Source organism: Halovulum sp. GXIMD14794, assembly GCF_054457455.1.
On record NZ_JBTLNF010000002.1, the window covers coordinates 1 to 23,975 of the forward strand.

Here is a 23,975-nt window from a genome sequence, read left to right on the forward strand (position 1 = left end):
GCGACCGCCCGGCCGGGCGGTCGCGCGATCAACGACTCCCTTCTGGCCCAACCGATCGAGCGCGCCTTCAAGGGCAAGCCCGCCGCGGTGGCCTTGCAGATCAACTCGCCCGGTGGCTCTCCGGTCCAGTCGGCGCTCATCGCCGCGCGGATCCGGCGGCTCGCCGACGAGAAGGGCGTGAAGGTCTACGCCTTCTGCGAGGACGTGGCCGCCTCGGGCGGGTACTGGCTGGCAACGGCGGCGGACGAGATCTACGTGGATCCGGCGTCCATCATCGGCTCGATCGGCGTGATCTCTGCCGGGTTCGGCCTGCACGAGTTCATCGCCCGCCACGGCATCGAGCGTCGCGTCTACACCGCGGGCGAGGACAAGAGCATGCTAGACCCGTTCCGCCCCGAACGGGAACGGGACGTCGAGCGGCTGAAGGAAATCCAGGCCGACCTGCACCAGGTTTTCATCGCGCAAGTGAAATCCCGCCGCGGCGACAAGCTTGCCGAGGGTGACCTTTTCACCGGCGATGTCTGGCTTGGCAGCCAGGCGGTCGAGCTGGGACTGGTCGACGGAACCGCCCATCTGGTGCCCAAGATGAAAGAGCTGTTCGGGGACAAGACCCGGTTCAGCGTCAGCAAGCCCAAGCGCGGCCTGCTCAGCCGTTTCGGCATGAGTGCCCCCGACCTGGTCGGCGCGATCGAGGATCGGGCCGCCTGGGCCCGCTACGGAGTCTGAGCCATGATCGTCCGCGCCGTCCTTCTGTTCCTGATCGCGATGGCGGTGCTGGCGATGTTCGGAAAGCTGCGGATGCCCCGCCTTCCGGGGATCCGAAAGCCACGGCTTCCGGCGGCGCGGAAATGCCCCGAGTGCGGCGCCTACAATCCGGGCAAGGGTCCTTGCCCGTGCCAATCGAAGAAATGACCACTCCTGCCCTCTGAGGGTGGCGCGACCATGCGGAAGTGAGGACATGGAACTGTTACTGGCCGGCGTCGGCCTGCTGATCCTGATCATGGGCGGCGACGTGCTGGTGCGCGGCGCGGTGGCCCTGAGCCTCCATCTCGGCGTGCCGCCGCTGCTGGTCAGCCTGACCATCGTCGCCTTCGGTACATCGGCGCCCGAGCTGCTGATCGCGGTCAAGGCGGCGCTGGAGAACGCGCCGGGTCTTGCGCTGGGCAACGTCGTCGGCTCGAACATCGCGAACGTGTTTCTGGTGCTGGGCGTACCGGCGCTGATCAGCCGGCTTTACACCGACGACTGCGACACCAAGGGCAGCTATCTGCAGATGCTCGCCGTCACGGTTGTCTTCATGGGTCTGCTCTATACCAGCCCCTTGGGCGTCTGGCAGGGGCTGCTTCTGCTGGCGATCCTGGTGGTGGTGCTGGTCTGGATGGCGATGAGCGCGATGAAGAGCCGGAACGGGCTGCCCGAGGATTTCGACCCTTCCGAGGCCGCGGCACTGTCGAACGGCCGCGCGGCGCTCTACGTGCTGGCTGGCATCATCGCGCTGCCCTTCGGCGCCGACATCCTGGTCGACGCCGCACGCGAGATCGCGCTGAACTCGGGGATCTCGGAAGAGGTCATCGGCCTGACGCTGGTCGCCGTCGGTACCTCGCTGCCGGAACTGGCCACCACTGTGATGGCCGCGATCCGCAGGCAGGCGGACGTGGCGCTGGGCAACGTGATCGGCTCGAACATGCTGAACATTCTGGCGATCATGGGCGTCGCCAGCCTGTTCGGTCCGCTCGAGGTGCCGCAGATGATGATCTCGCAGGACATGTGGGTGATGCTGGCGGCCGCGCTGGTGCTGGCCCCTTTCGTGATGTTCGGGGTCAAACTGGGCCGGCGTGTCGGTGCGGGGTTCCTTCTGGCCTATGCGGCCTACATGATGTTCCTGTTCTGACCCGGAGAGGGACGTAAGATGACGGGACCTGCCCTTGTGACGGGGGCCGCCCGGCGGCTGGGCCGGGCCATGGCGCTGGAGCTTGCCCGGCGCGGCCATGACGTGGCGATCCACTACAACGGTAGTGCTGCCGATGCCGAAGCCACCGCCGAGGAGGCGCGGGCGCTGGGCGTGAGTGCAACGGTGCTGCAAGCGGACCTGCTGGACGACGAGGCCGTGGCCGGTCTGGTTCCGCGCGCCTCCGAGGCGCTGGGGTCGCCGCTCACGGTACTGGTCAACAATGCTTCGATCTTCGAGCACGACACGGTCGGGACCGCGACACTGGAAAGCTGGGACCGGCACCTCGGATCGAACCTCAAGGCGCCGTTCTTCCTGACCCAGTCCTTTGCCGCGCAATGCCCCAAAGGGGCGCGGGACGCGGCTGGAGAGCCGATCGCGAGCGGCGTTGTGGTCAACATGATCGACCAGCGCGTGCGCAAGCTGACACCGCATTTTGCGACCTACACGCTGGCCAAGTCGGCGCTCTGGGCTTTGACGAGAACGGCGGCGCAGGGGCTGGCGCCCGACATCAGGGTAAACGGCATCGGCCCGGGCCCGACGATGCAAGGCGCGCGGCAGAGCGACGGGCACTTCCAGGGGCAGCGGCAGGCGACAATTCTGCAGCGCGGGTCCGACCCCGAGGAGGTCTGCCGGGCGCTGGGCTTCATCCTCGACTCGCCCGGACTGACCGGGCAGTTGCTGTGTATGGACGGCGGTCAGCATCTTGGATGGAATACGCCGGATGTTCAGGGTGTTGAGTAATTCGCGCTCAGGGAATCGGGTGTTCGGCGAAGGGCCGGACCACGGCAGGTCAAAGCCGGTTTGTCCACGGGTATCTGAGTTCTCACATTACTGTTATAAATCCTTAAATTTCCTAGAATTTTTTGACGTATACAAAAATATCACATTGAATTTCAATGACTTACGATGTTGCTCATTTTTTGAGCAATTCGCTCGGAGCCCTTAATTTCCGGGGGAAATCGCGCTTACGCAGGAGTTTTGAACAGCTTTATCCACAGGATTGGTGGAAAGGTTTTGGCTTGAAATCGGCCGCTTGGAGTAGCAGCCAGAGAGCAGAATCAGCACGGGTGAGGAATTGATGACGGAAGAACCGCAAGCGCCGGGTTTCGAGGAGGAGGGAGCCAGCGCACCCACATCCTCGGCGCGAGCGGGACACCGGATCATCGCCGAATACGTGCGCAACCTCGGGCAGGGGCCAGGCGTCTACCGGATGCTCGACGAACAGGGCGCGGTGCTCTACGTCGGCAAGGCGCGGAACCTGAAAAAACGGGTGGCGAGTTACGCCAAGCCGACGGGGCATTCCGCGCGGATCGGGCGGATGATCGCGGCCACCCGCTCCATGATGTTCCTGTCAACCGAAACCGAGACCGAGGCGCTGCTGCTTGAGCAGAACCTCATCAAGCAGCTCAAGCCGCGCTACAACGTGCTGCTGCGCGACGACAAGAGCTTTCCGAACATCCTGATCCCGGCGGACCACCCTTTTCCGGCGATCAAGAAGCACCGGGGGATGAAGCGTGAGAACGGCGCCTATTTCGGCCCGTTCGCCAGCGCCGGCGCGGTGAACCGAACGCTGAACCAGCTGCAGAAGGCATTCCTGCTGCGCAACTGTTCGGACTCGATGTTCGAGAGCCGCACGCGCCCCTGCCTGCTGCACCAGATCAAGCGCTGCTCGGCGCCGTGCGTGGGTCGGATCAGCGAAGAAGAGTACGCCCGCGACCTGGAGGATGCCCGGCGTTTTCTTCAGGGGCGTACCACGAGAGTTCAGGCCAAGTTGGCGGAGGCGATGCAGGAAGCCTCGGACGCGATGGAGTTCGAGCGCGCCGCCGCGTTGCGCGACCGGATCAAGGCGCTGACACAGGTGCAGTCCACGCAAGGCGTGAACCCTGCGGGCGTGGCCGAGGCCGATGTCGTCGCGCTTCATCAGGACAGCGGCCAGGCCTGCGTCGAGGTCTTCTTCATCCGCGCCAACCAGAACTGGGGCAACCGGGCCTATTTCCCGCGTCTCGCTTCGGGGACCGAGCCGGGCGAGGTGCTGGAGGCGTTTCTGACCCAGTTCTACGATGGCAAGACGCCACCCCGGATGGTGCTGATGAGCCATCCCGTCGACAACCCCGACCTTGTGGCTGCCGCGCTGAGCGCCGCCGCCGGGCGCAAGGTGACGATCGGCGTTCCCCAGCGTGGCGAGAAGGCGCAGCTGGTGGAATCCGCGCTGCGCAACGCGCGCGAGGCGCTGGCCCGCAAGATGGCTGAAAGCGCCAGCCAGGCACGGCTGTTGGAGGGGCTGGCCGAGGCGTTCGACCTCGACGGTCCGCCGCAGCGGATCGAGGTCTACGACAACTCGCATATCCAGGGCACCAACGCCGTCGGCGGGATGATCGTGGCTGGGCCCGAGGGGTTCCTGAAATCGCAGTACCGCAAGTTCAACATCCGCTCGAAGGATCTGACGCCAGGCGACGATTTCGGAATGATGCGCGAGGTGCTGGAGCGGCGTCTGGCTCGGCTGATGAAGGAAGACCCGAACCGCGAGACTGACGCCTGGCCCGATCTGCTGCTGATCGACGGCGGCCCGGGTCAGATCAGCGCGGTGGACGAGGTCATGCACGAGATGGGCGTCGAGGATATCGCGGTGATCGGCGTGGCGAAGGGCGTGGACCGCGATGCGGGCAAGGAGGAGTTCTACCGCCCCGGCAAGCCCGCCATGGCGCTGCCCTATCGCGACCCGGTTCTCTATTTCATCCAGCGCCTGCGCGACGAGGCGCACCGGTTCGCCATCGGCGCGCACCGGGCCAAGCGGGCCAAGGCGGTCAGCGCAACGCCGCTGGACGATGTGCCGGGCGTGGGTGCCACGCGCAAGCGGGCGCTGCTGGCGCATTTCGGCTCGGCCAAGGCGGTCTCACGCGCGGGGCTGGCGGACCTGAAGGCCGTGGACGGCATCTCGGACGCATTGGCCGAGACGATCTATGCGCATTTCCACGAAAAGAGCGGATGACGTGACGCGGATGCTTTGCTAGCCTGTTCTCAGGTGGGGAAGTATTCGGTTATTTCATGTTAAGATCATTGTCCGCCTGCGGTATCGCCGTGTTCTACTTGGTTGCCGACGGAAGCGTCGCACAGGTTCCCGAGTATCCCGTACTTCGTGAACATCAGGCTGCATGTTTATCCGAAATGGCAGATGAATACATCAAGGCGGGCCGTGCCTCTCGACCGCTCCCGGTTGGTCTTTGTCCGGACATGCCGTCAGCCAGGGATCTTGCACGGCTCGCGACCCAGAATTCCGTCCTCAATCCCTCGTTCGATGCGGGGCCGCTCATTCCGGAGGATGAGACGGAGGCCATGTTGATCCTTAGCCGCAGGCAGTTGGAATGCTTGCGGGATCATTATGATCTCGTCGTACAGCCTTTCGAGTATGACGGCGTTCTCGATCCAGATGCATTGATTGTGGAGTTGCGCCTGGATCTTTGCCCATGAGCGACGTTCCGGATGCGGCAAACTGGACTTGGTTCAGAAGGCTTGAAGCGGCTTCGTATCTTGCCGCCGTATTCGCGATCGGCGCCACCGCATACCAGCTCTACAAGGCGAATGGGGATCGCGCGGTCGACGCCACCCTTGGCTACCTGCGCGTGTTAAGCGAGGATCCTCTGGCGGACATGCAACGTGAGATCACGGATCGTTGGCTGGAACACCGGGAAGCTTTGGCCGTGATGCAGCAGCAAAAGGTTTCTGGCCCAAACATTGCCCTATTCACCCGCGAGGTGATCTATGGGCGCGCCTCGGAGGAGCCGCAGCAAGACTTGACGTCATCCGTCGTAGCCATTGTGCGCAATCTCGATCAACTGGCCATTTGTGTCGATGCGGGTTTGTGCGACTGCAACACCGCACGCGATCACCTTGGCGAGTACGCAATAGAAATTCATCAAACCTACGCCCCCATAGTTTCTGACTACCGGCTGGTCTTTGGCGGCAACAGCCTCGGTATAGACTTGCAAGAATTTGTGGAGAACTCCAAATGCGCACGGTGATCGCGGGCCTTTTGGCGCTCGGGCTGGTTGCCAAGGCTGGCGCTGCCGAGATGAACTGGGTCGATCCGATGGGCCAGGTGTTGGTCTCGCCATATCCACTGGATTCGGTCGGCGAGCCGATGCCGACAGGCGGTCCGGTTTTTCTAGGCGGGCCCCATCTTCGGGTTACAGGCGAAATCGTAAGGGGCGACAACGCCAAATTGAAGGCGCTCTTGCAGGAGAAGCTGCCCGACTTCAATCAGCACATGTTCAATGAGGTCGTCGTGTCATTCGCCAGCGACGGCGGCGACTTCTACGAGGCCCTCGACATATCCGACACCATCCAGTCTTTTGCTGTCGCAACATATGTCGCGTCGGGGGACCGGTGCCTTTCAGCCTGTGCAATCGCGTGGCTCGGCGGCGCAAGAGTAATGCTGCGAGGCCTGCCGAAGTGGCCGGCGCGGTATCTCCACACCGGGGCCATCGTGGGGTTCCATGCCCCGTTCACCGAATTGGGAAAGACCTTGGAACCGGCGCCTGGTGCTGACGTCGATCTATCCGGGATAGCGGACGATTTCTACGCTATGGCGCGTTTCGCGATCAGCGAGATCGCGGCTCGCATGGCCGGTTGGGACGTCGCAGCCGATTTCGTCTTCGACATGCTTTCGATGGGGCCGCCGAGCGCAGATGCTACCCTGCCCGAAACGGTCGACGACCTAGCCGAGCAGTTTGTACTGATTGAGAATTACGCCAGGCTCGACCAGACGGCCGCGACGTTATTGGCGGACGACGTATCCAATCCTGCAGAAATTGGTGGCGTAGATGCGCAGGGTGCGTGCGTGTTCGTCCACACATACAACCGCAATCTTGGCAACGAACGGGGCTATGGCTCGTCTTTTCAAGCTCCTGCACAGATAGCCGGACGCGAGCTTGAAACTTCGGGTGCGCCGTTCCCGACAATCGACGCACAATCGGGGGCGATCGCCGGGGTCGTTTACCGGCGACTTCTGCCGGCCGACGGTCCGGACTCATTTGCAACCGAGGGTATCGAACCTGGTTTGGGTCCGGTCGGATGCAACGTGTTCCGGGGTGACGGCTGGTATGTGAAGACCTTCAACGAGAATATTCACTATCGCGATCCTCGGAATGGCGAGGTCAGTCCCGGCTCTCTCTACAAATCCGCCCTCGACATCGACGGTGCATACCCAGTCAACGACTTTATCCGGCTGGGCAATTGGGGATCCTGGCTGCGACCTGGACATGATATCGGCGCGGGCCATGAGCGTCTGCCCGCGGAAGTCTCGGACGTGGAAGGTCCCAGCTTCAACTGCGGTGGCGAACTAGATCCTGCCGCCGAGTTGATTTGCCGCTATTCGATATTGTCGCGTTTCGATGGGGCGATGGGAAAACTCTACGCTCAGGCGCGAGATCAAGGGTTGGACGTAAAGTCCGCACAGAGGGAGTGGATAAAGGCGCGCAACCTCACCTGTCGACCCGAGCGGATCGACCTCGACAACCCCCTTGCTTCGGCAAACGCCGCACATTGTCTGGCGTTTTACACCCGTATGCGTGTCGATCAGCTTGCCGCGATGCTGGGCGACTAGAGGAACCGGATCAGCACCCCGGCCAGAAGGAAGCCGTAGGCGATCAGGGCCAGTTCTCCGCCGCCGAGGCCGGCGACATAGATCGGGATCAGGCCGAAGATGGTCAGCGCCGCGGCGATGGCGGCAATCAGCGAGACATAGAGGACGAAGCGTCCGGGGGCGGAAGGGCGCATGGTGGGTCTCCGAAGCGTGGTTCCCGGCATCGCTACACCACGCCGCGGGGCGGGCGAAAGGGGCCATTGGCATTTGTTCCAAGGCGCGCGATAAGCCGGGGTATGCTGAACACCGTGCCCAACATCCTGACCGTCCTGCGCCTGCTGGCAGCACCTGCTTTCGCGCTGGTCTTCGTCGTGCTGCCGCGTCCTGTTGCCGACTGGGTGGCGCTGGCGCTGTTCATCGGCGCGGCCCTGACCGACTACCTCGACGGCTATCTTGCCCGCAGATGGAAGCAGATCAGCGCCTTCGGGCGGATGCTGGATCCGATCGCGGACAAGGCGATGGTGGTGATCGCGTTGGCGGTGATCATGGGCCTGAGCGGGTTGAACCCCTGGGTGCTGATCCCGGCGGCGATGATCCTGTTCCGCGAGGTGTTCGTCTCGGGCCTGCGCGAGTTCCTGGGCGCGGACGCGGGTAAGCTGGCTGTAACTAAGCTGGCCAAGTGGAAGACCACCGTGCAGATGGTGGCGATCCCGCTGCTGCTGCTGGCGGGGATCTTCCAGTACGACTACCTTGTCATCTACAACCAGATCGGGCTGGAGGGCGAGCTTGCGGTGCTCTCGGGCGAGGCCGAGGATGAGTTCGGCCTGCGTGGCACGGTCTGGCGCTTTCAGGCGGCGCAATATGCAGGGTTGGTGACCATGTGGATCGCGGGCATTTTGACCCTGATCACCGGCATTGACTATTTCCGGAAGGCGCTGCCGTTCCTGACCCCGAAGGAGGGCTGAGATGGACATCCTCTATTTCGCCTGGGTGCGCGAGCGCATCGGCCTGCCGAAAGAACGCGTCGAGACCGGCGCCGCCACCGTGGCCGAACTGGTCGAAGAGCTGAAGGCGCGCGAGGAACGCTATGCCGTGGCTTTCTCGGACATGAGCGCGATCCGCGTGGCGCTGGACCAGGAGCTATCGCCGCTCGACGCCTCGCTGGAGGGCGTGCGTGAGGTCGCCTTCTTCCCGCCGATGACCGGGGGCTGAGCATGGCGGTCCGGGTTCAGCGCGAGGATTTCGACATCGGCGCCGAGCTAGATGCCCTGCGCGCCGGGCGCGACGACATCGGCGCGCTGGTCAGCTTCTCGGGGCTGGTGCGTGGCACCGCGAAGGGTGAGGCGATCTCCAGCATGGAGCTGGAGCACTATCCTGGCATGACCGAGAAGGCGCTTGCCGAAATCGAGGCGCAGGCGGTCGACCGTTGGTCGCTTCAGGCGAGCCTGATCATCCACCGCTACGGGCTGCTGCATCCGGGCGATCAGATCATGATGGTCGCCACCGCGTCGCCGCATCGGGGAGATGCGTTCGAGGCGGCGGAATTTCTGATGGACTACCTGAAGAGCCGCGCGCCGTTCTGGAAAAAGGAAGCGACGCGCGACGGCGGACGCTGGGTCGATGCCCGCGAAGAGGACGAGGCTGCGCTGAAACGTTGGTAAAGGCTTTGCGAGTGGCTCAGCCCTTTGCCTTGAGCGCGTTCAGCTCGGCCTCGAGTTCCGTCGCGTAACGCCGTTGCGCCCCCAGACCGTCCATCGCGGCCTCCAGTTCGGCCTGCGCCTGCTGCAGCTTGTTGCCCAATTCGCGCTCGACTTCGGACAGGCGGCCCTGAGCTTCATCACGGGCGGCTTCACAGGCACGGGCGTATTCGGCCCATTCGCTGTCGTCCTTCGGCTCGGGCGGCGGCGGCGGGTTCAGGAGGTCATAGCCCCAGCGGAGCATCCAGCCGAAGGCCATGGCCAGCAGAAATGCGAGGGCGACGAGGATAGTAAGCTGTGTGCGGTCCATAGGTCAGTCCGCCTGCACCGACGGCAGGTCTTCGGGGCGAGCACGCGGACGGCCGGGGCCTTCGCCGCTGTACTCGATGGTTTCTTCAGGTTCGGTTCCGGTCTGAGCGTCTGTTTCGGTGCCCGTGCCCGTGCCCGCGTCCGCATCGGCGCCGGTGGATGCATCCTCCGCAGCGCCTTCGTCGGCAGTCTCCTCCGCGTCAGTCGTCTCTGACGCGCCGTCTTCATCCGCCTGGGCGTTGTCTGCATCTGCCGCCCCTTCCGCGGTGTCCGCGTCCCCGTCATGCGCGTCGGTGTGGTCACGGATGTCGCCGAGAGCTGTGGCGTCCCCAGCCTCTTCTGCGGGTTCTTCCCCAGCAGCGTCTTGATCGGCCTCGCCATCGCCGAGAGAGGCCGTCTCGGCTGCGCCGTCGGCGGCGTCTTCGGGCGCTTCGCCTTCGGCGGTTTCGTCGATATCGTGTCCCGAGCCGTCCAGGCTGTCATCCTGAACCGAAAGGGCAGTGCGCTCCACGCCGCCTTCCTCGTCCTCGCTGGTGGTGGTCTCGATGATCGGCGTCGGCCCGATCGAGGCGCGGGTGGTGACGCTATCGCTTTCCCCCGCGTTGGCGCCGTCAGGCGTGTCGGCTTCGGCCATCACGCTCTGCTCCTCGGGCGTCTGGGCCTCGTCGGCGGCTTCGTCCTTCTCGATCAGCCGGAAGGCGATACGGCGGTTGCGGGCGCGGCCTTCCTCGGTTTCGTTGTCGGCGATGGGCTGTTCCTCGCCGTAACCGCGTGCGTTGAGGAAGACCATGTCGACGCCGCGCTCCAGCAGCGCCGCCATGACCGCCTGTGCCCGCGCCTGGCTGAGCGCCATGTTCGAGCTTTCGCGGCCCTGGCTGTCGGTATGACCCTCGATCTCGAATCGCGCGCCGGGGCACTGCTGCAGGACCTCGGCGATGCGGTCGATCGCGGGCAGGCTTTCCTCGGAGATATCGTCGGCGTTCGGCGGGAACACGATCTGGCTGCCGTCGAGCATCACGTTGATCTGTTCGGCGCAAAGCTCGCCGGGCAAAGCGACGAGCTTCTGCTCCTCGGCCACGGCGAGTTCCTCGGAGTACCAGAGCTCCAGCCGGGCCTCGGCACCCTCGGGCAGACGCTCGTTCAGCGCGGCCTGGACGTCTTCCTCGATCGTTTCGGAGCCGGAGGTGCCGGTCACGAAGATCTCGCCTTCGGTAACCTCGACCTGCCCCTGATTCAGGCGTCCGAGCGCGTCGAGCGCGGCGACGACGCGGGCTGACCACCCATGCGGTAGATCCTCGCGCGAGGTGGTTTCGTCGACTACGGCTTCGAAGCCGAAATGAGCCTCGGCCAGCGCGAGCGCGGTGCCCTTGAGCGCATCCGCGAACAGGTCGCCGCGTATTCTCACGGCACCATCCTCGGAGCGGACGGCGGTAAAACGCGGCGGCTCGACATCGCCGGTCTCGCCGGTCTGCGGCGGCGGAGGCAGGACTGTTGTCAGCGAGTAGCCCGGGGGCAGTGCGGCGGCGAGCGCCGCGGTGCCCTCTTCGAAGGTGCCGGCAGCCATGCCGCGGGGCCCGGTCAGGCGAATGTCGCCATCGGTGATGCGGACCCGGCCCTGACCAAGTCCCTCGAGCGTGTTCAGCGTGGCGACCACGGCCTTGGCCCACTCGGCCGTAGGGGCGCCAAGGCCAATCTGGCACTCGGCGCTGCCGCCCAGGGTCAGGGCGCGCGCGCGGATCAGTTCGGCGCCGGCGGTGTCGGGCGCTGCGCAGGTCTCGATCTTCAGTGTCCCGTCGTCGGAGATCCGGGCCGAGAACGGAAACGGCGCGATCAGGGGGCGCGGCGCGCTCAACCGGGCCAGCAGGCGTGTACCTTCAGGACGTGCGACGGCAAGACGGGCCAGCGCGGGGTCGCGCAGCTCGGCGCTTGCCACAGAGCCGTCGACCAGCACGTCCCCGGCGCGAACCGCGATCTGCCCACGGTGAAGCATTTGCGCCGCCTCCAGCGCCAGCGCCATGCTGGGCGGCCAGTCGTCGGGGACGCGACCCTCGGCGGCCAAAGTCATGTCCGAAAGCTGCACGTCGCCGCGCAACTCGGCCAGCAATGCAGCGGGGCCGTCGCCATCTTCGGCCTGCGGAATTTCGCCGATCAGTGTGATCTCCTCGCCGTTCACGAGGATCTGCAGCGCCAGGTTGGCGAAAGGAATCGGCGTTTCGGCGGGCGAGTCATCCTCGGGCGCATCGGCGGTGCCAGTATGGTCGAGCATGACCAGCCCCTTGCGCGCGGCGCCCAGCCGGGTCAGCGCGGCACGGCGCGCGGCGACGCTGGGCGCATCGCCGGTCAGGACCGCCGTGGTCCCGCGAACGTCAATGGAAAGCCATGAATCCTCGGGCTCCAGCGCCGAAACCAGGTAGTCGCGGGTCTGCGTTTCGAAGAGCGTCACGCCCCCCGCGGCGGCCAGGGCGCTGACGCCCGCCGCTCCGAATGCCGCTGCTATCGCGTATAGGGTGGCTGCCCGTGTTGGCAACGCGGATACCTCCGATGTCCCGAGTGCGCCGGCACACTATGCCCTCGCTTCGGGTGGTTCAAGCAAGCGGCCTCAGCCGAAGGTCCCGAGCAGCGCCGCGAAGCCGAAGGCCGAGACCGGCAGCAGCCCCGCCTCGCGGTTGGATCGGAACAGTCGCAGGCAGGTCGGGCCGTCCTGGATATCCAGATGTCGCAACTGCCAGGCCAGGTGCCAACCGAAGGCCCAGGCGCCGCCGATCCCTGCCAGCAGCGGTAGCGCGCCGACCGGCGCCAGCGCCATGATCGCCGCTGCGGCCAGCAGGCAGACCGAGACAACGAGGAAGGCGAACAGCCAGCGCGGCGAATTCTCTCCGAACAGCCGGGCGGTGGACTTCACGCCGATCAGCGCGTCGTCTTCGGCGTCCTGGTGCGCGTAGATCGTATCGTAGAACAGCGTCCAGGCGATGCCGGCCAGGTAGAGGATCACCGGCGGCCAGCCGAGGCTGCCGGTGTGCGCGGCCCAGCCGACCAGCGCGCCCCAGTTGAACGCCAGCCCCAGGAAGACCTGCGGCCACCAGGTGAAGCGCTTCGCGAACGGGTAGATTGCGACGAACACCAGCGAGGAACAGGCCAACAGAATGGTGAACGCGTTGAAGGTCAGCAGGATCGCGAAGGCGGCCAGCGACAGGGCGCAGAGCCAGAGGAACGCCGCGCGCGGGCTTACCGCCCCCGAGGGCAGCGGGCGCGAGCGGGTCCGCGCCACGCTCGCGTCTATCTTGCGGTCGGCGAGGTCGTTCCAGGTGCAGCCCGCGCCCCGCATCAGCGTCGCGCCGACCCCGCAGGCGACCACGATCCAGAGGTCGTGCAGTGTCGCCCCCCCGGGGTCCGCGGCGACCGCCAGCATAAGCCCCCACCAGCAGGGCAGCAGCAAAAGCCAGGTCCCGATGGGCCGGTCGGCACGCGCCAGCCGCAGGTAGGGCCGCGAAAAGGCCGGCGCATAGCGGTCGACCCAGTTACGGTCGGTGGCGTCGGCCACCCTTCCGTCCGGGGCGGTTTCGGTTATAGGGTCTCGCTCGATCATGGGGGCCTTATGACAGACCGTTCACCGAAAATCAGGCTTTATGTCGACGCACCCCTTGCCGCAGGGACCGAGCTGCTGCTGGAGGCGCAGGCGCACTACCTGACTGGCGTGATGCGCCAGGGCGCGGGCGACGCGGTGGCGCTGTTCAACGGTCGCGACGGCGAGTGGCGGGCGGTGATCGAGAGTGCCGCAAAAAAGCGCGTGAGCGTCCGGGTGGAGGCGCAGACCGCCCCGCAGCAGGACCCGCCGGACCTGTGGCTTCTGTTCGCGCCGATCAAGAAGGCGCGCACCGATTTCATCGTCGAGAAGGCCGCCGAATTGGGGGCCGCCCGCATCTGCCCTGTGCTGACCCGGTTCACCAATGCAGAGCGTGTCCGGACCGACCGGCTGCAGGCCCATGCCGTCGAGGCGGCCGAGCAATGCGGCGGCACCTTTGTGCCCACGGTGGACGATCCCGCGAAGCTGGCGGACGTGCTTGCAACCTGGCCCGAGGACCGGCGGCTGATGTTCTGCGACGAGGCGCGCACCGCCCGCCCGGTCGCCGAGGCGATGGCGGGGCAGGGGGGCGGTCCCTGGGCGATCCTGATCGGACCCGAGGGCGGGTTCTCGCCGGAAGAGGCCGAGGTGTTGCGCAGGCATCCCGGTGTGGTGCCGGTGACGCTTGGGCCGCGCGTGCTGCGTGCCGATACTGCCGCTGCCGCCGCGATCACCGCCTGGCAGATCGCGCTGGGGGACTGGCGGTGAACACGCCCGCGCAGTGCTCACTGTCTTTCGTGACGGCGGCAGACAGCACGCGCACGGTGATCCTGCGGCGCGGCCCCTCGGCGCTGGTGCGCTGCATCCTCTGGGACCGGGCCGACGACAGTTTCGAGGACGGCCAGTGGCTGAAGGGCTCGATCCGCGCGGACGAGTGTTCGCTGTCGCCGGACGGGCGGCACATGATCTATCTGACCGGGCGGCACGACAGGCGCGGGGCCGAGGTCGGCTGGTGGTACACGGTGATCTGCCAGCCTCCGTGGCTGACCGCTCTGGCGCTCTATGCTGACGGGATCGGCTATGGCGTGGGCGGGCGGTTTCTCGACAACACGCGCTATGTCATCCACGGCGCGACGGAGAATCGCGACAAGCTGCGCCGCGCCAAGGGGCTTGAGCAGGTGTTCGAGGTGACGCCTTCGGGGGACAACACGCTCGGGTTCGCCCATGCGGACGGACGGCGGGTGAATGTCCGGCCAGCTGATCTGACCCGGCTGAGTGGTGCTGTCGAAAGCCCGGACCCACTGGCGGACTACCGAACCGAGGGCGGATGCTTATATCGCGGAGAGACGTTGATCCGGGATATGAGCGACATGACCTTCGAGCCGCTGCGCGCGCCATACGACGACCGGGCTGAGACCGAAGACCTGCCCTGGGATCCGCTGGACCGGGAGGCATGAGCCTGATCCGCCCCGAGATCCGCACCTGGGCGGTCCGCAATGCCGAGCCGCTGGCCTTCGGTGCGGTGGGCCTGCTAGGCGTCTGGCTGGGCTGGCTGGGGCTGGCCTCGGGTGGCTGGTTGGCGGCTATGGCGGGCGGCGCGATCCTCATGGTGGGCTTGCTTGGGTTGGTCGCTGCCCTGCGCAGGGCGCGCTTCCGCGCGGCGGAACTGGCGGCGGGCGTGGTCGACATTACCGAGGCGCGCATTGGCTACTATGCGCCCGAGGGCGGGCAGTTTGTCGATCTGGGATCACTGGAGAAGCTGGAACTCGTTCACCACCGCAACGGCGACCGATCCTGGGTGCTGCACCATGACGACGGCCCTCCGGTCTATGTTCCGCTTGGCGCGCGCGGGGCCGAGCGGTTGGTGGACCTGTTCGCGGCCCTGCCGGGGATGCGGATGGAGGCGGCGACCGCCGCGCTGGACGCGGACGGATCGTTCACGATCTGGAAACGCTCAGATCCGGACCCGGTCACGGGAACGCGGGTTGCGCGGTCCATCGGGAAGCACTAGGCAAAACGTCTACGTCAATCGCGGGAGGCCGCAGGCATGTCGATACCCCAGTCCGGCGGCGGACCGATCGAGGACCATTCCCAGCTTGCGGGCTATCTCGAGGAGGGCTGCAAGCCCGAGGCGGATTTCCGCATCGGCACCGAGCATGAGAAGTTCGGCTATTGCCTCGGGAAACACCTGCCGCTGCCCTACGAGGGACCGTGTTCGATCCACGCGATGCTCTCGGGCCTGCGCGACCGCTTCGGTTGGACCCCGGTCGAGGAGGCCGGCAAGCTGATTGGCCTGCAGAAGGATGGCGCAAACGTCAGCCTCGAGCCCGGCGGACAGCTGGAGCTTTCCGGCGCACCGCTCGAGACGATCCACGAGACCTGCGACGAGGTGAACCAGCACCTGCGCGAGGTGAAGGAGATCGGCGACGAGATCGGCGCCGCCTTCATCGGCCTCGGCGCCGCGCCGATCTGGTCGCACGAGCAGATGCCGATGATGCCCAAGGGGCGCTACAAGCTGATGACCCGCTACATGGGGCGGGTCGGCGCGCTGGGCACGCAGATGATGTACCGGACCTGCACCGTGCAGGTTAACCTGGATTTCGCCTCCGAAGCGGACATGGTGAAGAAGTTCCGCGTCTCGCTGGCCTTGCAGCCGGTGGCGACGGCGCTGTTCGCGAACTCTCCGTTCCTGGATGGCAAGCCGAATGGCTGGCAGAGCTGGCGCAGCCGGATCTGGCAGGACCTGGACGCGGACCGCACGGGCATGCTGCCTTTCGTCTTCGAGGAGGGCATGGGGTTCGAGCGCTACGTGGACTACGCGCTCGACGTGCCGATGTACTTCGTCTACCGCGACGGCAAGTACATCGACGCGCTGGGCCAGTCCTTCCGCGACTTTTTGAAGGGTGAGCTGCCCGCGCTGCCCGGCGAAAAGCCGACGCTGAGCGACTGGGCCGATCACCTGACCACGATCTTTCCGGAAGTGCGGATCAAGAAGTTCATGGAGATGCGCGGCGCAGACGGCGGCCCTTGGCGGCGCCTATGTGCGCTGCCCGCGCTCTGGGTCGGGCTGCTCTACAGCCAGCCGTCGCTGGATGCCGCGTGGGACCTAGTCAAGGACTGGACCGCGGAAGAGCGTGACGCGCTGCGCCGGGATGCCGCGAAACTGGGCCTGAAGGCCCAGATCCGGGGCCGCTCGATGCAGGATCTTGCGGCGCAGGTGCTGGATATTGCCAAGGCCGGGCTGGTCGCGCGGGCACGTCCCGGCGCGGGTGGGCTGATTGCGGACGAGACGCATTTCCTCAACGCGCTGCTCGAGATTGTCGAGACCGGGCGTACGCCCTCGGACGAACTGCTGGGGCGCTACAACGGCAACTGGGACGGCAACCTCGACCGGATCTACGGCGAGTACAGCTACTAGAAGGCGTCGATGTCGGGGGTCAGGCGCGGGTCCGGCCCCCAGCGGTTCGGGCCGCGCTGGCCCGGCATGCACAGCAGCAGGACCACGACGGCGAGCCCGAACAGCAGGCCCAGCCCGAAAGCTGCCGGGCTGATTGCGTAGAGCGGAAGCGCCAGGAAGGGGATCGCCAGCAGCCAGCCGGGGCGGCCGGTATCGTGCAGTCGACGTGCGCCGGCGGCCAGTGTCGGCAACAGGAAAGCGACGCCAACACCGGTTGTGATCATCTGGGTTTCCAGGAAGATCTCGAGCGGAACGGCGAGAAAGCCGACGATCACGGTGAACAGGTAGAACCACCAGAACTCGGCCCGGGTCGCGCGTCCACCGAAGATCAGGAATTTCTCGAGGCAGGTCATGATCGCCTTGCCCATGCCCATTCTCATGCGGTTCTGCCCCCGTACCCTGTAGTCCGGCGGGAAGATGACATGAAAAATCCTGTTATGGCAATGTGTTCACGAAGATTTGCCGCCACGTCCGATGCGCGGCTCGGTGCCTGCGCGCAGACGGGCGAGGTTGGCGCGATGTGTCCACCAGATCAGCGCCGCCATGACCAGCGCGGCCAGCGCGTCGCGCGGATTGCCGAGGATCAGCATCCATACCGGGGCGAGCGATGCCGCGACCAGCGCGGAGAGCGACGAGATCCGGAAGATCAGCGCCGTCACCAGCCAGGTTGCGCAGGTGGCGAGCCCCGCAAGCGGAGCCAGCGCCAGCAGGATCCCCAGATAGGTCGCAACGCCCTTGCCTCCCTTGAAGCCCAGCCAGACCGGGAACAGATGGCCGAGAAACGCGCCGACGCCCGCAACGGGCGCGGCCTGCGGTGCCAGCCACAGCGCCAGCAGGACCGCGATCGCGCCCTTGCCGCTGTCGAGGATCAGCGTCGCCAGCGCCGCGCCCTTGTGCCCGGTGCGCAGCACGTTCGTCGCGCCGATGTTGCCTGAGCCGATCTGGCGCAGATCCCCCAGCCCCAGCGCGCGGCTGATGACCATGCCGAAGGGGATCGAACCAAGAAGATACCCGCCAAGGGCCGCCAGCAGCCAGCTCATGCGGCCTCCCGTTCAAAAACGACGCGCCCGCCTGCGACGGTCAGCAGCACACGGCCCTGCATCCGCCGCCCGTCATAGGGCGTGTTCCGTGACTTCGACCGCAGCGTATAGCGGTCGAGGATGAAAGGCGTGTCCGGGTCGAAAAGCACCAGGTCCGCCGGGGCGCCCTCGGCCAGTCGCCCTGCGGGAAGGCCGAGGCGCGTGGCGGGGTTCAGGCTCAGCGCCCGGAACAGGTGGGGCAGGTCGATATGGCCCGCGTGGACCAGTTGCAGACAGGCGGGCAGCAGGGTTTCCAGACCCACCGCGCCCGAGGCCGCGATTTCGAACGGCAGGCGCTTGCTTTCCTCGTCCTGCGGCGTGTGCATCGAACTGATGATATCGATGATCCCGTCGGCCAGCGCCTGCACCGTCTCCATCCGGTCCTGTTCGGAGCGCAGGGGCGGCTTGACCTTGAAGAAGGTGCGGTAATCCTCGACGTCGAACTCGTTGAGCGTCAGGTGATGGACCGAGGTGCCCGCGGTCACGTCCAGCCCCGCGGCCTTGGCACGGCGGATCGCCTCGATTCCCGGCGCACAGGTCACCTGGTCGGCGTGGTAGCGAACGCCGGTCATCTCGACCAGCGCGAGGTCGCGTTCAAGCTGCATCCGCTCGGCCATCGGGCTGACCGAGGGCAGGCCCAGCTTCGCCGCGAACGGCCCCGAGGTCATGCAGGCGCCCTTGCTGAGCCCCGGCTCCTGAACGTGGGCAATGATCAGCGCATCAAGGCCACGTGCGTATTGCATCGCCCGCAGCAGCACCTTGGGGTCCTGCACCGGGCGGTCGGCGTCGGTGAATGCCACCGCGCCCGCGTCGCGCAGGAAACCGATCTCGGTCATCTCGCGCCCCTCGCGGCCCTTGGTCAGGGCGGCCATGGGGCGGACATGGACCGGGGCGACCTCGGCCGCGCGGCGCGAGGCGAATTCCAGCAGTTCGGGCGTGTCGGTGACGGGAGACGTGTCGGGGCGCGTGACCATCGTCGTTACACCGCCCGCCGCCGCCGCAAGCCCCGCCGTGCGGTAGCTTTCCTTGTGCCGCTCGCCCGGCTCGCCGATCTTGACGCCGATATCGACGATGCCGGGGGCAAGGCACTTGCCTCGGCAGTCGATCGCGCCGTCCGGCGTGCCGTCGGTGAAGCCGGCGATCAGGCCATCCTCGATGATGATGCCGCCGGGGCGGATTTCGCCTGCCTCGGGGTCGATCAGGCGGGCGTTGGAGAGGATCAGGCGGTCAGGCATTGCGCGCCTCCCTCAGGTTGCGGGCCAGAAGGTCCATCGCGGCCATGCGGACGGCGACGCCCATCTCGACCTGCTCCTGGATGACGCTGTGGTTGATGTCGTCGGCCAGCAGCCCGTCGATTTCGACCCCGCGATTCATCGGCCCGGGGTGCATGACGATGGCGTCGGGCTTGGCGTAGGCCAGCTTCTCGGCGTCGAGGCCGAAGCGGTGGTAGTACTCGCGTTCCGACGGGATGAAGCCGCCGTCCATGCGTTCGCGCTGCAGGCGCAGCATCATCACGACATCGGCGTCCTTGAGGCCCTCGCGCATGTCGTCGGTGGTCTCGGCGACCATCTGGTCGAGCCCCGAGGGCATCAGGGTCCTGGGGCCGACGAGGCGAACGCGGTTCTCCATCAGGCCCAGAAGGATCATGTTCGAGCGCGCCACGCGGCTGTGTGCGATGTCGCCGCAGATCGCCACGGTCAGCCGGTGCAGGCGGCCCTTGCGGCGGCGGATCGTCAGCGCGTCAAGCAGCGCCTGTGTCGGGTGCTCGTGCCGTCCGTCACCGGCGTTCAGCACCGCGCAGTTGACCTTGGAGGCCAGCAAGTTCACCGCGCCCGACTGCGGGTGGCGCACGACGATCAGATCGGGGTGCATGGCGTTGAGCGTCAAGGCGGTGTCGATCAGCGTCTCGCCCTTGGAGATCGAACTGGCCTGCATCGCCATGTTCATCACATCTGCGCCCAGCCGCTTGCCCGCCAGCTCGAAACTGGCCTGGGTGCGGGTGGAGTTCTCGAAGAACATGTTGATCTGGGTGAGGCCCCGTAGCACCGGTTCGGGCGCCGGGCCGTCGCGGCTCGCGCGGGCGTAAGTTTCGGCCAGGTCGAGGATCGTCGTGATGTCGGTGGGCGAAAGCCCCTCGATCCCCAGCAGGTGGCGGTGCGGAAACATCGGCGGGGCGGTCCTTTCCGGGCTGGTCGCGCCGGGTATAGCACGGGGCGTCGGGGCGGCAAGTCCTGTGGCCGGGAACTTGGAGGCAAGCTCGGTTGCCGCCAAGCCGGCGGAGGCGCTTGCGCGCCAGGTCTTTTTTCCCCATCCCGACCTGCGGCCGGGACGGGGCCCGCCGCGCGGCTTCGGGCGGCCTTTCCAGTCCGGTCGCGCCTCGCTAGGGTCGGGCGCATGAATCACCCCGAGACCTTTGCCGAATCCCTGGCTCCCGAGGATGCGCTGGCCGCGCTGATCTGGCAGATCGAGCTGGGTGCGGACGAGGCGATTCTGGATGCGCCGGTCAATAGATACGAACAGCCGGCCGTGGCTCCGGCGCCGAAGGCTGCGGCGGTCGTTGCGGCCCCCGCACCCAAGGCCTCGGCGGCTGACGAGGCCGAGAAGCTGGCCGCTGCGGCTGCGGATCTTCCTGCGCTGCATGCTGCCATCGCCGCTTTCGAGGGCTGTGCGCTGAAACGCGGTGCGCGGAACACGGTCTTTGCCGACGGCGTGCCCGGCGCGCGGGTGATGATCGTCGGTGAGGCGCCGGGCCGCGAGGAGGACCAGCAGGGCAAGCCCTTTGTCGGGAAATCGGGTCAGCTTCTGGATCGGATGTTCGCGGCCATCGGCCTCAGCCGCACCGCTGGCGATCCGGCCGAGGGCCTCTACATCACCAATACGGTGCCCTGGCGGCCGCCGCAGAACCGCGATCCATCGCCCGAGGAGATGTCCACCATGCTGCCCTTCCTGCGTCGCCACATCGCGCTGGCGGCCCCCGAGATCCTGGTCGTGATGGGCGCGCCTGCCGCCCGCACCGTCCTGCAAACCACCAGTGGGATCACCCGGCTGCGAGGCCAGTGGCAGGAGGCGCTGGGCCTGCCGGTGCTGCCGATGAACCACCCCGCCGCGCTGCTGCGCGACCCGTTGAAGAAGCGGCTGGCCTGGTCGGACCTGCTGACGCTGAAGGCGAGGCTGGCATGAGGATACTGGCGTTCTCCGACCTGCATCTGTCGCGCCTGAAGGCCGAGGCGATCGTCGCGGCCAGCCTCGACGCGGATCTCGTGATCGGCGCGGGGGATTTCTGCAACATGCGCGAAGGGCTGGCGGGCGCGATGTCGCTGCTGGCCGACATCCGCCGCCCGATGGTGTTCGTGCCGGGCAATGCCGAAAGTGCCGACGAGCTGCGCGAGGCCGCGCACGAGGGCACCGCCGTGCTGCATGGCGAGGGCATCGACGTCGGCGGCGTGAAGATCTTCGGCCTCGGCTACGGCGTGCCGGTGACACCCTTCGGCGACTGGTCCTGCGATCTGTCCGAGGACGAGGCCGCCGGCATGCTGAAGTCCTGCCGCAGCGCCGATATCCTGGTCACGCATTCACCGCCCAAGGGCGTCGGGGACGTGACATCGGGCGGCGCCTCGGTCGGGTCCACCGCGATCCGCGACGCGATCGAGCGGATCGGGCCGCAACTGGCCGTTTGCGGCCATATCCACGACAGCTGGGGCGCCGAGGGCATGATCGGCCAGACCCGCGTGCGCAACCTGGGTCCGACGCCCAACTGGTTCGAGGTCTGACCATGGCCGAAGCGCGGGACTTCATCCCGGTCCGGATCGCGGTTCTGACGGTCTCGGACACACGGACCGAGGCGGAGGACCGCTCGGGGCAGGTGCTGGTGGACCGGTTGACCGGGGCCGGGCACCTGTTGGCGGACCGGGCGATCCTCCCCGACGAGCGGGGCCGGATCGCCGCGAAGCTGCGCGAGTGGATCGCCGACGACGGGATAGACGTGGTGATTTCGACAGGCGGCACCGGCCTGACCGGGCGCGATGTGACCGTCGAGGCGCACCGCGATGTATATGAGAAGGAGATCGAGGCGTTCGGCACGGTCTTCACCCATGTCTCGATGGCGAAGATCGGGACCTCGGCGGTCCAGAGCCGCGCCACCGGTGGCGTCGCGGGCGGTACGTATCTTTTCGCGCTGCCCGGCAGCCCCGGGGCCTGCAAGGACGCCTGGGACGAGATCCTGGTCAAGCAACTCGACTATCGCCACATGCCCTGCAATTTCGTCGAGATCATGCCGCGGCTCGACGAACACATGCGCCGGAAATGAGCCGCGAGCCGTTCCCGCTCTACGGTCCGGGCGAAGATCCGGGCGCAACGCGCGGGGCGCTTGTGGCCCTTCGCGACAGCCAGGGCCGGGACCTGATGCAGCTGCGGGACGCCTATCCCGACATCGCCTACGGCGGCTACTGGAGCTTCTTCGGCGGCGGTGTCGAACCGGGTGAGACCCTGGCCGAGGCCGCGCTGCGCGAGCTTGAGGAAGAGACTGGATTGGTGCTGCCCGCCTCGGCGCTGACGCCCTTCGGACAGGTGCAGTCCCGCTCGGCCCGGCGCACGCGGCTCTTCGTCTTCACCGCCACGCTCGACGTGAACCCGAAGGATATCCGCCTGGGCGAGGGGGCCGGGTTCGCCCTTCTGACCCCGGCCCAATTGCGCGCGGTGCCGCTGGTTCCGGTATTGGTGCCGCTGATCGAAGCCTATTTGGCCGCGTGAACGCATTTTTTTCGACAGGATCGACGGAGTGCTGCGTACTATACGTTTGAAGGGCGCAGATTGTCCGCGCCCCGCCGCACGAAAGCGGCACCATGGACCCGTCAACCTGACCGCATGCGTTTCCTGACCCGATCCCTTGCTGGTGTGCTGTTGCTGAGCCTGACGCTCGGGCTGCTGGCGATGGCGGGCGGTACCTTGTTCCGCGCCTTGCAGCAGTCCGAGGACGACGACAGGCGCGGTGGCGGGCGCGAGCGGGAGTTCGCGGTCTATGTCGACACTCTGAGCCTTGAGGAAGCGACGCCGATCATCACTGCCTATGGCGAGGTCGCCAGCGGCCGTACACTGGAGATCCGCGCCGCCGCCGCCGGGCGCGTGCAGGAACTGAACGCCGCGTTCCGCGACGGCGGCGCCGTTTCGCGCGGCGAAGTGCTGGTGCAGATCGACCCCGCCGACGCCCGTGCCGCGCTTGACCTGGCGCGCGCCGATCTGCGCCAGGCCGAGGCGCAGGCGATCGAGGCGGTGACGACCCTGGAACTGGCCGTACAGGATCTCGCCGCCGCCGAGCAGACCCGCGAGTTGCGCGTGCAGGCCTTCGAGCGGCAGACTGCGATCCGCGACCGGGGCGCGGGCACCGGTGCCGCGGTCGAACTGGCCGAGGTGACGCTGGCGCAGGCCGAGCAGGCCGTCGTGCAGCGTCGGCAGGCTCTGGCGCAGGCGGAAGCGCAGGCCTCGCTGAGCGATATCGCCGTCGACCGCGCCCGCATCGCCGTGCGCGAGGCCGAGCGCGAGCTGGACGACACGCGCATCCTCGCCCCGTTCGACGGTCTGTTGACCGCGACGAGCGCCGTGCCGGGCGGGCAGGTCTCGGCGAATGAGAAACTTGGCAGCCTGATCGACACCAGCGCGCTGGAAGTGGCCTTCCGTATCTCGAATGCGGAATACGCCCGGCTGATAGCCCGCGAGGCGGCGCTCGGCGATATCGCGATCCGCGCGACGCTACCGCTGGACGAGTTCCCGATCGAGGTCTCCGGCCACGTCGACCGAGTCGGCGCCGAGGTCGGCACCGGGCAGACCGGACGGCTGCTCTATGCCGCGCTCGATGGTGTCGGCGCTGAAGCGCTCAGACCAGGCGATTTCCTTGTGGTCGAGATCCTCGAGCCTCCGCTCAGCGAGGTTGCGGTGATCCCGGCAACGGCCGCCAGCGCCGATGGCGGGATCCTTCTGCTGACCGACGACGGGCGGCTCGAAGCGGCGCAGGTGCGTATCCTGCGGCGGCAGGGCGATAGCCTGATCGTCGCCGACGCACCCGCCGGGCGGAGCTATGTGCGCGAGCGTCAGCCGCAACTCGGGCCGGGCGTTCAGGTCCGGGCGATCATCGACACCGGCGGCGAGGGCGGCGGCCCACAGGCCTCTGCCGCGCCGCCGCAGACGCTGGTGCTGACCCCGGATCGCCGCGCGCGCCTGATCGCATTCGTCGAAGGCAATGGCCGGATGCCTGACGAGGTGAAGGCCCGGCTGTTGACACAGCTTGCAGCCGACGAGGTCCCCGCCGAGGTGGTCGAACGGCTTGAAAGCCGGATGGGGGGCTGA

General features: G+C 66.8%; 28 protein-coding genes. 20 read left to right on the forward strand and 8 right to left on the reverse strand.

What is annotated here, in order from left to right; all coding sequences use genetic code 11:
- The 8 genes from ACW9UR_RS00540 to ACW9UR_RS00575 all read left to right on the forward strand — a co-directional run.
- Positions 1-726 (forward strand): S49 family peptidase (locus ACW9UR_RS00540; protein ID WP_458914938.1); only part of this gene is annotated, 726 nt, incomplete at its 5' end.
- Between the two features lie 3 nt (positions 727-729).
- A complete protein-coding gene (locus ACW9UR_RS00545; RefSeq protein WP_458914939.1) occupies positions 730-912 on the forward strand; it encodes a hypothetical protein in 183 nt (60 codons plus the stop codon).
- Between the two features lie 46 nt (positions 913-958).
- Positions 959-1,891: a calcium/sodium antiporter gene (locus ACW9UR_RS00550; RefSeq protein ID WP_458914940.1), complete on the forward strand. Its 933-nt coding sequence runs from the start codon at positions 959-961 to the stop codon at positions 1,889-1,891.
- A gap of 18 nt (positions 1,892-1,909) precedes the next feature.
- Positions 1,910-2,692, forward strand: coding sequence for an SDR family oxidoreductase (locus ACW9UR_RS00555; protein ID WP_458914941.1), 783 nt, complete (start codon positions 1,910-1,912; stop codon positions 2,690-2,692).
- Positions 2,693-3,029: 337 nt separating this feature from the next.
- Positions 3,030-4,940 (forward strand): excinuclease ABC subunit UvrC, encoded by a 1,911-nt coding sequence (gene uvrC, locus ACW9UR_RS00560; protein ID WP_458914942.1) that lies wholly within the window; start codon positions 3,030-3,032, stop codon positions 4,938-4,940.
- 56 nt (positions 4,941-4,996) lie between these two features.
- A complete protein-coding gene (locus tag ACW9UR_RS00565; protein WP_458914943.1) occupies positions 4,997-5,419 on the forward strand; it encodes a hypothetical protein in 423 nt (140 codons plus the stop codon).
- On the forward strand, positions 5,416-5,970 hold the full coding sequence (locus ACW9UR_RS00570; protein WP_458914944.1) for a hypothetical protein: 555 nt from the start codon (positions 5,416-5,418) through the stop codon (positions 5,968-5,970). Before ACW9UR_RS00565 ends, ACW9UR_RS00570 begins: the two co-directional genes overlap by 4 nt.
- Positions 5,958-7,553: a lysozyme inhibitor LprI family protein gene (locus tag ACW9UR_RS00575; RefSeq protein ID WP_458914945.1), complete on the forward strand. Its 1,596-nt coding sequence runs from the start codon at positions 5,958-5,960 to the stop codon at positions 7,551-7,553. Before ACW9UR_RS00570 ends, ACW9UR_RS00575 begins: the two co-directional genes overlap by 13 nt.
- On the opposite strand, the gene ACW9UR_RS00580 is transcribed toward ACW9UR_RS00575, so the two are convergent.
- Positions 7,550-7,726, reverse strand: coding sequence for a hypothetical protein (locus tag ACW9UR_RS00580; protein ID WP_458914946.1), 177 nt, complete (start codon positions 7,724-7,726; stop codon positions 7,550-7,552). The genes ACW9UR_RS00575 and ACW9UR_RS00580 overlap by 4 nt on opposite strands.
- 102 nt (positions 7,727-7,828) lie before the next feature.
- Here ACW9UR_RS00580 and pgsA point away from each other — a divergent pair, with 102 nt between their 5' ends.
- From pgsA to moaE, 3 genes are read left to right on the forward strand one after another with little or no spacing between them, the layout of a single operon-like run.
- On the forward strand, positions 7,829-8,497 hold the full coding sequence (gene pgsA / locus ACW9UR_RS00585) for a CDP-diacylglycerol--glycerol-3-phosphate 3-phosphatidyltransferase (RefSeq protein WP_458914947.1): 669 nt from the start codon (positions 7,829-7,831) through the stop codon (positions 8,495-8,497).
- Position 8,498: 1 nt separating this feature from the next.
- Positions 8,499-8,744: a molybdopterin converting factor subunit 1 gene (gene moaD / locus ACW9UR_RS00590; RefSeq protein WP_458914948.1), complete on the forward strand. Its 246-nt coding sequence runs from the start codon at positions 8,499-8,501 to the stop codon at positions 8,742-8,744.
- Between the two features lie 2 nt (positions 8,745-8,746).
- Complete coding sequence (moaE, locus tag ACW9UR_RS00595) at positions 8,747-9,193, forward strand: molybdopterin synthase catalytic subunit MoaE (protein ID WP_458914949.1); 447 nt, start codon at positions 8,747-8,749, stop codon at positions 9,191-9,193.
- 16 nt (positions 9,194-9,209) lie between these two features.
- Here moaE and ACW9UR_RS00600 read toward each other — a convergent pair whose 3' ends face one another.
- The 3 genes from ACW9UR_RS00600 to ubiA all read right to left on the reverse strand — a co-directional run bounded on the left by ACW9UR_RS00600 (position 9,210) and on the right by ubiA (position 13,124).
- Positions 9,210-9,539, reverse strand: coding sequence for a hypothetical protein (locus tag ACW9UR_RS00600; RefSeq protein ID WP_458914950.1), 330 nt, complete (start codon positions 9,537-9,539; stop codon positions 9,210-9,212).
- Positions 9,540-9,542: 3 nt separating this feature from the next.
- Positions 9,543-12,065, reverse strand: coding sequence for an OmpA family protein (locus ACW9UR_RS00605; RefSeq protein WP_458914951.1), 2,523 nt, complete (start codon positions 12,063-12,065; stop codon positions 9,543-9,545).
- 72 nt (positions 12,066-12,137) lie between these two features.
- A complete protein-coding gene (gene ubiA / locus ACW9UR_RS00610; RefSeq protein ID WP_458914952.1) occupies positions 12,138-13,124 on the reverse strand; it encodes a 4-hydroxybenzoate octaprenyltransferase in 987 nt (328 codons plus the stop codon).
- Between the two features lie 9 nt (positions 13,125-13,133).
- On the opposite strand from ubiA, the gene ACW9UR_RS00615 reads away from it, so the two are divergent.
- The 4 genes from ACW9UR_RS00615 to ACW9UR_RS00630 are packed head-to-tail and all read left to right on the forward strand — an operon-like array spanning position 13,134 to position 16,518.
- Positions 13,134-13,868: a 16S rRNA (uracil(1498)-N(3))-methyltransferase gene (locus ACW9UR_RS00615; protein ID WP_458914953.1), complete on the forward strand. Its 735-nt coding sequence runs from the start codon at positions 13,134-13,136 to the stop codon at positions 13,866-13,868.
- Positions 13,865-14,557 (forward strand): hypothetical protein, encoded by a 693-nt coding sequence (locus ACW9UR_RS00620; RefSeq protein WP_458914954.1) that lies wholly within the window; start codon positions 13,865-13,867, stop codon positions 14,555-14,557. The genes ACW9UR_RS00615 and ACW9UR_RS00620 overlap by 4 nt, the downstream gene beginning before the upstream one ends.
- Entirely contained in the window at positions 14,554-15,111 is a 558-nt protein-coding gene (locus ACW9UR_RS00625; protein ID WP_458914955.1) for a hypothetical protein, read from the forward strand. The genes ACW9UR_RS00620 and ACW9UR_RS00625 overlap by 4 nt, the downstream gene beginning before the upstream one ends.
- 36 nt (positions 15,112-15,147) lie before the next feature.
- Positions 15,148-16,518, forward strand: a complete 1,371-nt coding sequence (locus ACW9UR_RS00630; protein WP_458914956.1) for a glutamate--cysteine ligase — start codon at positions 15,148-15,150, stop codon at positions 16,516-16,518.
- Here the strand turns inward: ACW9UR_RS00630 and ACW9UR_RS00635 are convergent.
- The 4 genes from ACW9UR_RS00635 to ACW9UR_RS00650 all read right to left on the reverse strand — a co-directional run bounded on the left by ACW9UR_RS00635 (position 16,515) and on the right by ACW9UR_RS00650 (position 19,802).
- The gene (locus tag ACW9UR_RS00635) at positions 16,515-16,937 is read right to left on the reverse strand and encodes a DUF805 domain-containing protein (RefSeq protein WP_458914957.1); all 423 of its coding nucleotides are present in this window, start codon (positions 16,935-16,937) and stop codon (positions 16,515-16,517) included. The genes ACW9UR_RS00630 and ACW9UR_RS00635 overlap by 4 nt on opposite strands.
- 69 nt (positions 16,938-17,006) lie before the next feature.
- The gene (plsY, locus tag ACW9UR_RS00640; protein ID WP_458914958.1) at positions 17,007-17,597 is read right to left on the reverse strand and encodes a glycerol-3-phosphate 1-O-acyltransferase PlsY; all 591 of its coding nucleotides are present in this window, start codon (positions 17,595-17,597) and stop codon (positions 17,007-17,009) included.
- Positions 17,594-18,871, reverse strand: coding sequence for a dihydroorotase (gene pyrC, locus ACW9UR_RS00645; protein WP_458914959.1), 1,278 nt, complete (start codon positions 18,869-18,871; stop codon positions 17,594-17,596). The genes plsY and pyrC overlap by 4 nt, the downstream gene beginning before the upstream one ends.
- Positions 18,864-19,802, reverse strand: a complete 939-nt coding sequence (locus ACW9UR_RS00650; RefSeq protein WP_458914960.1) for an aspartate carbamoyltransferase catalytic subunit — start codon at positions 19,800-19,802, stop codon at positions 18,864-18,866. Before ACW9UR_RS00650 ends, pyrC begins: the two co-directional genes overlap by 8 nt.
- Before the next feature lie 228 nt (positions 19,803-20,030).
- On the opposite strand from ACW9UR_RS00650, the gene ACW9UR_RS00655 reads away from it, so the two are divergent.
- The 5 genes from ACW9UR_RS00655 (at position 20,031) to ACW9UR_RS00675 (ending at position 23,975) form a co-directional block, all read left to right on the forward strand.
- Positions 20,031-20,816 carry a uracil-DNA glycosylase gene (locus ACW9UR_RS00655; protein WP_458914961.1) on the forward strand — a complete coding sequence of 262 codons (786 nt, stop codon included), beginning with the start codon at positions 20,031-20,033 and terminating at the stop codon, positions 20,814-20,816.
- A complete protein-coding gene (locus tag ACW9UR_RS00660) occupies positions 20,813-21,406 on the forward strand; it encodes a metallophosphoesterase family protein (RefSeq protein ID WP_458914962.1) in 594 nt (197 codons plus the stop codon). Before ACW9UR_RS00655 ends, ACW9UR_RS00660 begins: the two co-directional genes overlap by 4 nt.
- A 2-nt stretch (positions 21,407-21,408) precedes the next feature.
- Positions 21,409-21,942 (forward strand): molybdenum cofactor biosynthesis protein B, encoded by a 534-nt coding sequence (gene moaB, locus ACW9UR_RS00665; protein WP_458914963.1) that lies wholly within the window; start codon positions 21,409-21,411, stop codon positions 21,940-21,942.
- Entirely contained in the window at positions 21,939-22,385 is a 447-nt protein-coding gene (locus ACW9UR_RS00670) for an NUDIX domain-containing protein (RefSeq protein WP_458914964.1), read from the forward strand. The genes moaB and ACW9UR_RS00670 overlap by 4 nt, the downstream gene beginning before the upstream one ends.
- 114 nt (positions 22,386-22,499) lie before the next feature.
- Entirely contained in the window at positions 22,500-23,975 is a 1,476-nt protein-coding gene (locus ACW9UR_RS00675; protein ID WP_458914965.1) for an efflux RND transporter periplasmic adaptor subunit, read from the forward strand.